The 14,403-nt window shown below is 41.8% G+C and carries 9 protein-coding genes; 4 read left to right on the plus strand and 5 right to left on the minus strand.

From position 1 onward, the window contains the following. Positions 1-57: 57 nt before the first annotated feature. Positions 58-882 (plus strand): Rpn family recombination-promoting nuclease/putative transposase, encoded by an 825-nt coding sequence (locus RMY00_RS27575; RefSeq protein WP_322650591.1) that lies wholly within the window; start codon positions 58-60, stop codon positions 880-882. Positions 883-1,058: 176 nt separating this feature from the next. Beyond that, entirely contained in the window at positions 1,059-1,337 is a 279-nt protein-coding gene (locus RMY00_RS27580; RefSeq protein ID WP_322650592.1) for a DUF4351 domain-containing protein, read from the plus strand. A gap of 90 nt (positions 1,338-1,427) precedes the next feature. On the opposite strand, the gene RMY00_RS27585 is transcribed toward RMY00_RS27580, so the two are convergent. The 5 genes from RMY00_RS27585 to RMY00_RS27605 form a co-directional block, all read right to left on the minus strand. Next, positions 1,428-5,513, minus strand: a complete 4,086-nt coding sequence (locus RMY00_RS27585; protein ID WP_322650593.1) for an Eco57I restriction-modification methylase domain-containing protein — start codon at positions 5,511-5,513, stop codon at positions 1,428-1,430. Positions 5,514-5,573: 60 nt separating this feature from the next. Continuing rightward, entirely contained in the window at positions 5,574-6,134 is a 561-nt protein-coding gene (locus RMY00_RS27590) for a hypothetical protein (RefSeq protein ID WP_322650594.1), read from the minus strand. Positions 6,135-6,211: 77 nt separating this feature from the next. Further along, positions 6,212-6,694, minus strand: coding sequence for a hypothetical protein (locus RMY00_RS27595; protein ID WP_322650595.1), 483 nt, complete (start codon positions 6,692-6,694; stop codon positions 6,212-6,214). Positions 6,695-6,735: 41 nt separating this feature from the next. Further along, on the minus strand, positions 6,736-9,882 hold the full coding sequence (drmD, locus tag RMY00_RS27600) for a DISARM system SNF2-like helicase DrmD (RefSeq protein ID WP_322650596.1): 3,147 nt from the start codon (positions 9,880-9,882) through the stop codon (positions 6,736-6,738). A gap of 267 nt (positions 9,883-10,149) precedes the next feature. Beyond that, positions 10,150-10,305, minus strand: a complete 156-nt coding sequence (locus RMY00_RS27605; RefSeq protein ID WP_322650597.1) for a hypothetical protein — start codon at positions 10,303-10,305, stop codon at positions 10,150-10,152. Between the two features lie 250 nt (positions 10,306-10,555). On the opposite strand from RMY00_RS27605, the gene RMY00_RS27610 reads away from it, so the two are divergent. Then, positions 10,556-12,808, plus strand: a complete 2,253-nt coding sequence (locus tag RMY00_RS27610; protein ID WP_322650598.1) for an argonaute/piwi family protein — start codon at positions 10,556-10,558, stop codon at positions 12,806-12,808. Then, the gene (locus RMY00_RS27615; protein ID WP_322650599.1) at positions 12,805-14,256 is read left to right on the plus strand and encodes a hypothetical protein; all 1,452 of its coding nucleotides are present in this window, start codon (positions 12,805-12,807) and stop codon (positions 14,254-14,256) included. The genes RMY00_RS27610 and RMY00_RS27615 overlap by 4 nt, the downstream gene beginning before the upstream one ends. Positions 14,257-14,403 lie beyond the last annotated feature (147 nt).

The following is a 14,403-nucleotide window of genomic DNA, read 5'->3' on the forward strand; positions in this document are numbered from 1 at the left end:
TTTATTTATAAGCTAGAAAATTATAAAATTATATTGGATTAAATTTGGGTGTAATTAGTGTCTTTTGATAATGTTTGTAAAATATTAGCAGAGAAATATCCAACGGATTTTGCCCGGTGGCTGCTACCTGATGAACCACAAAAAATAAAAGTATTAAAAACTGAATTAAGCATCGAACCAATTCGAGCAGATTCTGTCACTTTTTTACAAACAGAGAATCGTATTTTGCATCTGGAATTTCAGACAACAGTAAAATCTGAAACTCCCATCCCCTTACGAATGTTGGATTACTTTGTCAGGTTAGTGCGACAGTATGATGTTCCAATAACGCAAGTAGTAATTTTCTTACAAGAGACAAGTAACGAAATCGCTTTTACCGAAGAATATGTAAATGAGATGACACATCACCGCTATCGTGTTGTCAGAATGTGGGAACAAGATTCAGCGTTTTTTCTGGATAATCCTGCATTATTACCGTTAGCACCTTTAACACAGACAGATTCACCCCAAAGGTTATTATCGCAGGTTGCCCAGAGTGTTGCTAGAATCTCAGATAGGGAAACTCGGCAGAATATCGCTGCTTACACAGAAATATTAGCAGGTTTGAAGTTTGAGAAGGATTTAATTCAGCAATTTTTAGGAGAGGAAATTATGCAAGAATCTGTAATTTATCAGGATATTTTGCAGAAAGGAGATAAGCAAGGTGAAGAACGTACAATTATACGCCAGCTTAATAGACGGTTTGGCGAAATAGATTCATCATTGATTGATAAAATTAGAGTGCTATCTGTTGAAAAGCTAGATCATTTAGCAGAAGCATTACTAGACTTTTCAGAAGTATCTAATTTAGTAGCTTGGTTAGACGAACAAGAAAGAAATTAATTTCAGGTGTTGATAAACTATAAAGTCGGAGTTAAAAAATCCGGCTTTTTGTATAATCCATATTCATATAAATTAAAGTAAATCTAAATTACTTAATATTTTTACAAGAATAGGCTATTTTTTTATAGTAAAAATGTACTATATTAATATCCGATCAATTATGGAGTGAAAATTTTATGCAAGAGTCAGTTAATGATGAAAATATTTTATATCCAGGTGCGTATCATTTATTTAATTGTTTAGTTCGTAGTCGTTTTTGTGACATTAGTGAACTTGAGGAAGAAATACCTGGAATCTCCGAACGCATTCGCGGATTGAATCTGCAACAGTTAGAAGGATTTGCAATAGCTTTTATGGAATTTACAGACGCAATTGATTTAAAGGTTTGGTTGGATGAATATGAACATGAAAAGGATTGGAAAAATCGGTTTGTAAAAAAGGTATTTAATTGGTGAAAACTTATAACCCACCCTGCAAAATTCTAGTTCCCCTTCTACCCAAGGGAGAAGACGCTAGGGTGAGGGCTTATATTCCATATTCTCAACCTAAAATAAACTCATCTGCCCATTATCATTATCTTGCTTTTTAGATTCCGCTTGCGCCTTATTCTTACCTCCAGATTTACCTTTTTTCTTGCCTTTATCATGCAAACCCTGTGCTACCTCTTCAGCATAGCGTTGGTGATTTAATTCTAATAATCTATCTAGCACTTCTCGCCGTGCAGTTTCGCTGATGGTGAAGCGTAAGCCTTGTTTGGTTTGGTGGAAACCATGAGATAATTCTAAATCTTGCCAACCGTAAGCAGCAGCTACAGCATTATCCATTTCTATGTGCAATTCGCGCAATTGTTGAATATCGGCGGCGGTTTCGTCGGGGTTGTGGAAGCGGTTGTAGGTTTTGGTTAATCCTTCTTGGCGTGTTTGCATGATATTTTGGCGATGCGTGTGGTATTCGTCGCCTATTTTTTCTAAGTTAGTGGTTGATGATGGGAAAGGAAATGTAGCAAAAACATCAGAAGTATATCTTAAATCTCCCTTCATAGAAGAAGAATATTGACGGCACCAACAATCATGAAAACAACTTTGTAAAAGCGCAATAGTATTAAACTTGTCAAAAGCCATTATGTATACTGTATTAGCAAATACTATTCCAGTAGGTATCGAAACAAAAGCTAGAGTTCGACTTGTTGCAGCTACAGCAATTACACGACTCATACCAGCAATTGCAGAATCAAGTGCCACTCGGTAGCCTGCAAACTGCCACCAGCGTTGTGCAGCACTTTTATTATATGAATTAATTGGTGGTAAACTTTCACGTTCAGGTTTTACTCTCTCTTGTAATATTGATAGACAATCTGGGTAATCCATTGCGTAAGGAGAACCTTTAGGATTTTTAGGATCTTCATGATTCGCATCCAAGCACCAATCAAAAAAATTAATTACCCAGCGACTAGGGGACTGATCAGGGCGAGAATTTAAATCTTGACCACTAAGATAAGGAAAAATAACATCCTTATTACGTAAATTTTTAGAGATTAATTCTTGGGTTTCTTTATCAGTAATAAGAAAACCCATCCCCAGTACAATTGAACCTTGAAAAGCTTTATTTTGATTTCCAACCAAACTATCAGGGCTTCCTGTAACTTGACTTTGAATTGTTAGTAATGGCGTGATACCAGCAACAGTTTTATCATCCAAAATTGATAATCCATTCCAATTACCTTTGTGCAAACATACGTAAGCAATCTCAAGGTTAGCAGAACCAGGCCATTTACGACTTGGCACTGCACGATAAATTATATTAGTGGAAGTAACTATTTGCTCCAAACCTACTTCACAAGTATCACCTTGAGCAATGGTGTTTGTGGCAAGTAAACCGAAACAAGCTTGAAATGAGATTAGTTTTTGCGCTCTCAAAAAAAAGTAACTACAAAGGTCTGCTGTTCCTCTAACTCCTCTAACACCATTAGCTATGTAATTAATTAAAAAATCTCTATAGTTTTCACCAAATTGGGTATATAGTTTTAAACCGCCCATAAAAGGTGGATTTCCTATAATCCCATCAAAACCTCTTTTTATGTTATCTAAAAACACTTCTGGAAATTCCAACTCCCAGTGAAAAGGACGCAACTTTTCAAAATCAGGTAAAGCCTTACCCATTCCTTCAGGAATATCCGCACCATCCCGAAACGAATTTAACAAAGTCTTCCTTAAACCTTCCCGTTCCTTCTCCGACCACTCATTAAAATAACTCCCAACCAATAAATCGCAACCTCTGCGTAAATCAAAACTTCTCGCATTCGCCTGGGCTAACAAATATGCCTTGCGATTTTGGTCTTCCCTCGTCAACACTGGAAGCGATGCTATCTCTCGCCGTAACTCAATTACCTTATCAACTTCCCGCCGAATCTGATCGGCAAATAACTCCGGTGTCCCAGTTGTGTCCAAATTCCAATAACGCAACTGTTCCAAACTCACCCCAATCAGCGAATCCCCACACTTTAACGCATGATCCACAAATGTAAACGGACGGTTCTTTTGCAGCGTAATCAACCACAGCGATAACTTCGCCATCTCCACCGCCAAGGGATTTTTATCCACCCCATACAAACACCTATCCGCAATTATCCGCCGCGCCACCATCAAGCGTTCATCCGCATCCTTGGGAATTACACACTCCTCTGGACGCGACTTAGATAAAGTTCCCTCCGGTGCAGTCACCACCTTCCCCGGATTCGCCTTTTCCGCATTTTCCCACGCTTCCACCAACCGTTCCGCCAAATAGCGACAAGTCTGCACCAAAAACGCCCCCGAACCCATCGCCATATCGCAGATTTTCAACTTTAATAATTCTGCTGCTGACTTGAGTTTCCACTGTTCCTTCGGCTTCCCCTCAGCCACACCCTCATACACCAACGGTTCCAAGGTGTACTGCACAATTTCTTCCGTCAAACTGCGCGGCGTGTAGTGTGTCCCCGTCTCCCGGCGATCGCTTCCCTGCGTCACATACACGCTTCCGGTGGGAATCACCACCGGATAACCTAAAGTATCTAATCTGACTAACCCAGCAAAAGGCAACACGCGGTTAAATAATTCCTGGTCATTATTACACGCCGTCAACAAACGTTGTTCTTCATAGGCTGTCAACTCTTGCTTTAAAGCCTTCTGCAAAGCCGACTGCGATCGCCCCGTTTCCGCTTTCAGAAATTTAACCAATTCCCCGTTCTCTATCCTTTCCAACCTTTCCAAAGAAACTTCCGGTTCCTGATACCGTGTTCCTATCAACCCCAAAACAGGCGAACTTGCCCTTACTGCTGTATGGTCGAGTAAACCTTCATAAACATGACCAATTTGTTCAATATCCAACGCCCGGAAGGATAGCCTACGTGGTTCTACAGTACCTGCCACTTTAATTTGTAGTATTTGTAAGGCTTCCAATAGGTGCAGCACAATCCGGTTATTTACTGGAATCGGGTCGGCGGAAGTTTCTTCCCAGTGTGTCCCCGACATACGACCTTCTAAAAATGGGAACCTGTCAGGATCAAATAAACTACCACCATAGGCAGGAAGCTGCAAAACATCGTGCTGAACACCGCCATAAACTGCCCGAAATGTCGCCAACAGCCGACACCAAGCATCATAACGCCGTTCTAATACCTCCTCACCTTCTTTATCAGCCCGTTGCTGCAAGTGTTCCCGCAGAGTGGAAACAGCATAACACTGGTCGTAAAGGGGATCGCCCAGTAGTAACAAACCCCGTTCCTCCGCCGAAAACAAAAACACCAGCCGCATCATCACCGTCAACGCAGCTGCGTAAAGTTCCGTTTCAGAAATACCTTGAAGGAGACTGCGGTTTCTATCTTGGTCGATGCGGTCTAGCGCCTCTACCAACACCTCCACCGCCTTGCGGACTTGATAGCCAAGTTGGTCAGTAACTTCTTGCTGGTCGGTAACACTTGCTTGCAGCAAAGCCTCCAACGTTTCTGAGTCATCTACCCCAAAAAAGCGCTGTACACCCAGCAAACTCCGAAATGCCCGCAGTGTGATATGTTCTTCCAGCCACAGCGCCCCATACCAGGAAATAAAACCAGTCGTTTCCCCCCGTGGGGCGTTTACCAGCAGCCAATGTTCTCCATTCGTCACCAACCCTAAGCGCACATTACAAGCGTGTAGCAACTCCATCATCCGCGTTGCTGGACTTGCTTTCCAACGGCGGTCTTTGAGGGGTTTTTCTAAATTCTGCTGAGGTGATACAATTTGCACTAAGAAGCGAGGTTTGTTCCCATCCGGTTCAACTACCACCCAGTCGGGACGCAAAGTTTCACCCTGTTCAGCAATAGTCGCAGCCAGCCCCGTGGGAATGCGCTGACCTGTTAATAAAACTTCATCCGGCAATTCTAAAGTCTGCCGCAACACAAAATCTACCCACGCCCGATGAATTGCTGAGTCAGGCTTTGCCCCTAATTGATTATCTTGCCATTCTTCGTATGCTAATCGTAACAGCTTCAAGTGTTCTGGATCGTGGGCATCTAAACCGTTAGGAAATGCTTTGAGGAGTACAGGTAGACTGAGAAAGGGGCCAGAAGCTTCAACTAGCGATAACCATTCGGCGTGGTGACGGGCTGTAGACATGGGAATTGGGAATGGGGAATTGGGTTAAGTTTTGAAAGTTAAAATTTAGCTAATAGAGATTTATTGTTTAGGTAAGAAAATAGAATAATTCAAAAACTTAACACACCAATCATTGAAACTTTCCCATAAGTCATCATTATCTTCTAAATACACAAGAATATAATTTGCTTTTGATATTTTTAATCTTTTTATCATTTCTTCTAGTGTGATAACTTCGTAGTCTTCCATACTAGCGCAACAAAAACAATCTCCTGGTTCAGGGATTTCAAAAGCTTCATTGCTAGCAGGTAAATCCACTCCTGGTTTTTCTACAGTTCCTGGATAACCTCTATTTTCCCATTCTTGTGCTGTTGCAATTGATGATGAGAAAGTTACGTATCTGCATTGACAAGCTTCGTAAGCAACAGCCATTAAAGCTAAATCCTGATCTTCTGTTTCCACATAAACAGGAAGATAAGCTAAATTCTCATCTTCATCCGCTTCTAAAAAATATTCATCGTCTTCATTCGTTTTTAAAAAATCTTCATTTTCTTCATCGTCTCCATTTTCATAATCATATTCGGAGTAAAATTCTTGTCCTGTCTTGTAAGGTACTAAAACAATAAGTCCATTTTTGCTCATGTTTTTATTCTTTTTAAGATTATGTGTTGGTAACTTGAGATGAACTATTAATAAATATTTATCTAGTTAAAAAAATCTCAGGGACATTCAATTAACAATGGCCCTTCAGGAATAAAGCGAGAATTATAACAAGACTTTTTACCTAAACCTTTCAAAAAGCCAATTTTTCTAGGAGAAGTTAGTGGTTTCAAATCTTGCACTTCCCAAAAACTAGCCCAAGTCGGCTTATCAGTAGCAGTAGATGGCGGACGAAATTGAGCTTTACCTGGATATCTGCCATTGCGAGAATTTACATGACCAATGTATAAACCATGCCAAGATGCTTCTGAATCTAAAGGTTGATCTGCATCTGAATAGGAAGCATAAATTAATACTTCCACACTTTTATTTCCCCGCAACTCATCAACTTTACGAAATAGCTCAAAATCCATACTTCCGAAAGCTGTTTTAACCGTTTCATCACTTAATTCATGCTCTAAGTTAACTATTGTCTCCATCGCTGAAAGCAAGTGCATTTCTGGAACAGGTGCAAGAATTGCAAACGAATGTGTTTTAACCATATTTTCGCAAGTTAACTTTGTAATTATATTTACAGTTATACTCACCGTGCTAGCTTTTGGGGAATTAAGTAAGTAACCGCTAAGGGAAACAGTCGCGGTGTCGGATTTGCAAACCTAGCTTGAATTGCAGCCACTTCGCGCTCAATTTCTGCGGGAATTTGCTCTACTCTCGCCTTAAGACTGTTGACATTGCGCTCGAATTGTTCTTTTTCTGCGGTATTAAACAGTTCCAACTGCTTAAACTCAGGTTCATCCAGTTCATTGAGAATGCTTTGACGCAATTCCGTTAAAACTGCTGTAATATCAGCCGCTTCTTTTTGAGCGCGATCGCCTAAGTCTCGTTGTAAACTTTTACTACGGTCTTGAAGCCGTGCCTCCAAAGCTTGCATCAAAGCTGATACGTGACTATCCCATAACTGGGCTAATTTCTCTGTGACATTTTCCGGTGCTAATTCTGGTAAAGCTACTGAAACAGCTTCTTGAATTTTCATCACACCCAAACGGCTAAATTTTCCTTCTTTGAGCAACCCACCCGCTATGATTACTTCCTCATGTAACCGTTGCTGGTCGCTTCCTAAAATCACCAATCGACCGTAAGCTATAACCGCAGGTGTATCCAAAACAGAATTGGGAACCAAACGCGCCGTCACCCGATGTAAAGCTTTTCTACCTTCCTTTGACCAAACTTCAGCACGTAACAAGCGCAAGCACATCTGCACCAAACGATGATTCAAGTGGGCTAACACTACATCATCTCTACCATGCGCCAATTCCGGGTCAAAAACAATCGGACGAATTTCTTTGGTGTGGGGATGGGCTAAACCTTCGCTGCAAACCGCCCAACTGCTTTTTAATGGTGGTAGGTAAAACACCTTCCCAGCAATCCCCTCAACTTTCCCTGCAATCAAAAGTGGTTGTTGGGCTAATTCCAAACCAATTTTTACCACCGCCTCAATATTATCCGGTGTCAATCGCAAATGCTGGCGCGTTTCATTCAACTGTTCTCGCAGCTTTTCAATTTGCTCCCGTACCTGGCGCTCAAATTTCAACATTCGCCGCACAACTTCAGACTCCCTCTCTGCGACTGAAGTATCCAAAACGCTGCGATACCCCATCATTGCTTCTTCCACCTGTGCCGCAATCACTGGCCCCACCTTACCTAAATCTTCGCGGATGTTGTTAATTTTCAACGCCGCCCGCATGAGAAATTCTAAATCGCCTTCTAACTCACCGGGACGTAGCCCAGTTGTATTATGTTGATAATCTTTGCCAACAAAGTGGTAAATCCTCACTTCTTTAGCTTTTTGCCCGTGACGGTCAATTCTACCGTTACGCTGTTCCATCCGGTTCGGGTTCCAGGGAATTTCATAGTGGATAAGGCGCGAACAAAAATTCTGCAAATCCAAACCTTCACTCGCCGCATCCGTCGCCAACAAAATCCGCACTGGGGATATATCAGGAGATGCTTGAAACGCCGCTTTTACCTGCTCTCGATCTTCTGACTTCATCCCGCCGTAAAGTGTCATTAGGCGATCGCCTTCTACTAACCCCTCTGTGGCAAATAAGTTATATAACCATTTCTGGGTAGCTCGATACTCTGTAAAAATTATCACCCTTTCATTTGACCATTTGCCATCAGGTTTAATGTGGGTATGAATCCAGTTAAGTAGTTCTTTGGCTTTGGCATCAGACACTCTCGATGTCGTCTCTGCCCATTCCCGCATCTGCCGTAGTAAAGCCTGTTCTTCTGCACTCAGTTCTCTAAATAACCTAGTTGTATTAGTAATTGCCTCATCTGTCGATTCTTCATAAACTTCATCATCTGCAAAATCTTCTTCAATTTGTGCCAATTGGCGGCGCAAAATACCTTCTGTCGGTCGAGATAAACTGCTATAAGTGCGGCGACGGGCATTTTTTAGCGATTCTTCATGCTGTGCCAAAGTAGTTGCAAACGCTTGAGGAGACGAAAACAACCGTTTTTTTAACAACTTGAGGACAAATTCAGTCGCATATTTTTCTGTATTATCTGCCACCCCCTTGCAGCGCAATTCAGTATATCTTTTGAGGTTAGTGTGTGCTTGTCGTTCTGCTTGAGGATAGTCTACAGGTATAGCTTCTAACTGGCGCTGTGGAAATAAGTCAGAACCATCCCAACCTTTCATTTCCGATTTGAGACGGCGAACCATGATTACTTGCAATTGCTTGCGATCGGGTGATACCCCCCGTGCAAACCGTTGGCTATCAAGTAATTCCAATAAGGCTGTAAAACTTTCGGGGTAGCCGTTGTGTGGTGTCGCCGTCAAGAATAGTTTGTGTTCAAAATGCGGTACTAAAAGCCGAATAGCAGCAGTTCTTAAAGAATCAACAGCATAGTTTCCACCGCCAGAGGGAGCAACATTGTGCGCTTCATCCACAATCAGCAAATCAAACCGCCGGGGATACATCGGTTCCCCTTCACCTGGTAACATTTCTCGCAGAAGACGAAGAGGGCGATCGCGTTTGAGAAAATCTATTGAGGTAATCAACCTGGGGAAATGCTGCCAAGGGTTGACGTGGATTCCCCGCTTCCGTCGTAGTTCCTTCATTAAGGTACTGTCCACGACGCGGAAATCTAAACCAAACTTATCGCGCATTTGGTCTCGCCACTGAATTTGCAGTGAAGATGGACAAACTATCAAAATCCGCCGACAGCGATGACGGATAATTAATTCTTGAGCAACTAACCCCGCCTCAATGGTTTTACCTAATCCGACATCATCTGCAATCAGTAAATTAACGCGAGGCATTTGAATTGCTCGCACTACTGGATCAAGCTGATAATCTTCAATATCAATGCCACTGCGAAAGGGGGATTGTAAAGTGCGAATATCAGCTGTTGATGCTGCTCCCCAACGCACAGCATCAAGAAAAGCATCTAACCTTGCGGGTGCGTCAAAGCCTGTAGGTTTGGGCAACTCCATCTTTTCATAAACTAATGCCCCAGGCTCTAATTCCCAAATTACTTGTAGTTCTTCACCCAAACCATCATCTTCAACAGAGGATAGACTGACCAAATGCTGAGTTTTTTCCACTGCACTCAGCATTGGATTGGTGGGTAAAGTCGTATTACGCACATCCGTGACGACGAATTGCCGGGAGCGAACGTTAACCAGTTGACCTTGTTCTGGGATAGCTCTGACTATAGCCATGATTTGGGGGATGGGGAATTGGGGATTGGGAATGGGGAATTATCAAAAATAGGTTTGTGTTGTTATTATTGTTACTTCTCTTTTCCTATACAGTCAAAATTCTCAGTGATGTGTTCTCAAAATAGTGGTGCAAAGCATCTGTCGTGAGAACACATTCAGTAATTCAAACTGTGAAATGTATGCTAAATTTTTTATTTCATTGGAATTTTTGTAGTTTGCGTAGGCGCAGCCCGCACTTCTCTACGAAAAGCTGCGCCAACGACAAGCTCAGTGAGCATCGTAGACATCGCTATGTACGTCAGGAGGGCGGGTTGCTGAACTGTGCTGTTTCTCGCTTTTAGCAGAGGCCAATAAACCAGACCTTTGCTGATCTGTAGATACCTGTAGGCGAAGCTTTCGCTGCGATCGCTTATCCAGCCACAAAGTAAAACTTAGAACATAAAAAAAATCTAGAGAATGGCGTATTCTTCCAAAAAGTGTAAATAAATACGCTAAATATAGAATAATTAACCAGTACTAATGTACTTGCCTTAGTTCAGATAACCAAGGGGACTGAGGTACAAACTGCATCAAAATTTTCACAGATATAAAGTAAGTGCTACATATGTCCATTTGCTTCAACGGGTTTAAGGTAGAACTTTCCGCTAATACGTTCACCGCCTATGTTCAAGACATGCCAGATAATAGAGGGCTACGAGAATTACGAGAAAAACTCCAGTCGGACTGGTTTCTTCATTGGCGCTCTGGCAAAGTCTACGGAATTCCTAAAGTTAACGTATCTCAACTAACACAAAGTTTTGGCAAACCCGTTGAACTGAAGTGTGACGAACACCTGCAACTCCTAGCAGATCGCATCAACAGTGTCTTGCCAGATATATTTTACCAATACTCAATTTTTCGATTTAAACCCTTCACATTCCTTGCTCAAAAAGAGGAGTTAGTCAGTTCTATTGCTACTAAAATCAAAGACTTACCATCACTAATTTCTGCCTTCAAAATTAAACCTAAATTTGCACTTGAAGCAAAGTTGGTTGAACTCCGCCAAGAGGAGACATTTATTGGTCTGTTCCTGCGGTTAGAAACTCGTTGGGAAATCCTGGCATCCCTGAGCGACCTACAAAATGCGGGGGTTAATCTTCAAGATTTATATGTTGTTCGTCGCCAACCTCAACCAGGACAACGCCGTTTGGTTGGAAAAATCAGCCACATCTGTGAAAGAACAGTCAACTTATTAGAATCATTCGATGGAATTACTTCTATCAGTGAAGACGAAGTATGGTTAGAAGGCTCTAAAGCGTCTTTTGTACGTTGTCTCAAAACATTGCTGGGAGATAATTATGATGCCTTTGAATCAGAAAGATTTACTCAGGAAGCTAATTTTTTAACTGGCCCTGCATTAGACAATATTTTGACTCGCATGGAGACCTTTCTAGTCAGAAAATCTCCTATGCAGCTTGCACCTAATTTATCTGCTCATGTTAGAGGTCGTATTGAAGCAGTGAATGATGAGAGTTACCAAACAGTGATTTCTGCTTCACCAGTAGAGTATTGCTTTGATGCAGCCAGAACAAAACGAAGTTTATACGCTTGGAGCGGAATCGAGAAATACGGGCCTTTTAGTCGTGAGATTTTCTCAAAAAAATCCCCTGAAATATTGGTTCTTTTTCCAGACACTGTTCAAGGAGCAGTAGAAAATTTTTTGAAAGCTTTCAAAGACGGAATTAGTATCAAGAAAAAAGTATTTAAAGATGGGATTGAATGCTGGGAGGAAAACTCCAAGTACTCAGGTGGATTTGCTAAAATTTTTGGTCTTTTTAATCCTAAGCTGACTCTGCGGCAAATTCCCTGGCTCAACAGTAAACATAAACCACCAGCAGTCGCTTATAGAGAAGCTGTGGCGCAGGTTTTAGAAAAAACCATGCCAGATGCAGCTATTGTTATTGTTTTAGACGAACACTCAAGGCTTCCAGACCCAGAAAATCCTTATCTTCAGTCCAAAGCTCTGTTACTAATGGCTGGAATCCCTGTGCAAGGCATTCGGGCATCTACTCTGGGTCAATCACGTTATTCAATGCAATACACGCTGCAAAATCTCAGTGTTGCTCTCTATGCCAAAATGAACGGGTTGCCTTGGACAGTAGATCATGACCTGACGATTAGCGATGAACTTGTCATCGGCATAGGAACTTGTGAACTTTCTGGGAGTCGCTTCTTTGACCGACAAAGGTTTGTAGGTATCACAACAGTTTTTAGAGGTGATGGAAACTACCTCTTGGGCAATCTTTCCCAAGAGTGTTCTTATTCTGAATATCCAAGTATTTTGAAAACATCTACTGTATCAATCTTACAGGACATTAAGCGACGCAACGGTTGGCAACCAGGAGATACTGTTCGCCTTGTATTTCATGCTGCTAGACCTTTCAAGAACCTTGATGTAGCAGATATTGTGGCACAGTGCGTTGCGGAGGTTGGAGAAGAACAAAACATTCAATTTGCTTTCCTAACAGTTTCTCACGAACACCCATTTACTCTGTTAGATAAATCACAACAGGGTATTTCTCTCAAAGATGGTGCTAAAAAAGGACAATTAGCACCACAGCGAGGCATAATTGTGCAACTTGGAAGATATACCCGACTTTTGTGTACTAACGGCCCAGCACTAGTGAAAATGGCGCGATCGCCTTTACCAACCCCTTTATTAATTCATCTACACCCACAGTCCACTTATCGGGACTTGACGTATCTTTCCGAGCAAGTGCTAAAGTTTACATCATTATCGTGGCGCTCCTTGCTTCCAGCTAGCAAACCAGTGACTATCTATTACTCTGAACTAATTGCCGAACTACTTGCCCGCCTTCGCAATATTCGAGATTGGTCACCTGCATTGCTCAATATCAAACTTCGTGCAAGCAAGTGGTTTCTATGACAGATGCAGTAGCTAAAAGCTTCGGTTATCAATTGGATTTTCTGACACATTATCTGGGGGCAAACTATAACTGGGAATCACCAGAAAGTGGCTTTGCACGCTATATTTTTTATCGCGCTGATAGCAAACCACCTTTTAGTGTGGCAACAGATGCAGCAATTAACAGTTTGGAACCAAGGCGACTACATCAAGCTCCTGTTCTTGCTGCTGTGGGTTATGAGCTTGCTTGTGGCAGAGTTTTTGGTGAGAGTTTTTTGTCAGCTTGGGCAAACGGTTTGACGCGACTAGCCTCTCGTGAAGCATTTCCTTCGGATCGAGCTTCGTTTTTTTACCGACCTGTAGAACTGTTGGGTATATCGCTTGGTGTAAGCTCTTGCCCAAAGGTTCGCCCTGAAGACTTGCGTTGGTTGCAGGATGTATTAGCAGAGGGAGAACAGAGATTAGTTCATGGCGAATTATGGACATTTATCCTCGGCATTTATGCAGCAAAAATTCTTTCTGTATCTTGGAAGCTGAAAAATCTACCGTTGCCAGAAGAAATGACTATTGATGAACTGGCCCTGGTTAAGTTGATATGTCCTTTTCATTCATATTTGGCTCAAGTAGTTGGTTTTAGAGTGCTTGAAAGTGAAATAGATAAGGCTTTACTTTCTAGTTGTATAACAGCATCTGTCTCGGTGCATGACACTTCTCATGCTGCTGTACTATATCTTTCTCTGCAAAAAACTGTTAACCAGGTGTTTCTGGCAAGCTGGGAGCATTACTTTCAAGTTGGTAACAGCATAAAACAACCAGTGAAATTAATTAGGTTTCTTTGCGATCGCTTCCATCTTGTTGCTGGACAGCTTCAGCCTCCACATTACGGAATTGAAATTAATGATGAGTACGATGTCCAAGATTTATTGAACTCTCTATCGCAGCTTCATTCAGATACTGATGCTGTAGTGGCTAAAGTGATAGATGCAATGAGGCAGAAACTTGGTAATCAGATAATTAATAATCAAAAAATTATGATTACAGGAGGTAATGTTACCATGAGCAACAATCAAAATTATGTAGAAACTATGTCAGAGCGCAAAATAAATATCAACCAAAGTGGGGCATCAATTGGTGTTGGCTATAGTGAGAAAGTTGAGGCAAGTCAACTCGGTGGCACTATAAACAACTATCCTTCGGAGCAGAAGCAGACTCTTGCAGAAGCAGCCGCAGAGATACAGCAGCTTCTGCAACAGCTAGAGCAGACTTATCCCACCAACACCACAACAGGGCAGATGGTAGTAGCAACAAAAGTTATTGAGCGTATAGAAAGTGACCAAATTTGGAAACAACGGGTTGTAAACGCAGTTAAAGAAGGTGGTCTTCAAGCGTTCGAGAAAGCCATTGATAACCCTGTAGGTGCTTTTATTGTAGGAGCGATTAAAGGTTGGCAGGAAGCTGAAATTGAGTGATGTCTACTGCTAATTTAACAAACACTCCCAGGTTTTGAGCATTTGGTCAAGTTGCTCCTTTGTCGCGCGATTCCCTTCGGGATAGCTGACGCTCGTTCCTCGCTATCGCTAATGTCGTTTGTATTGCAATCTGTCTCGTCAACTAAC

Origin of the sequence: Nostoc sp. ChiVER01, from assembly GCF_034531155.1 — a bacterium.
Lineage (GTDB): Bacteria > Cyanobacteriota > Cyanobacteriia > Cyanobacteriales > Nostocaceae > Nostoc.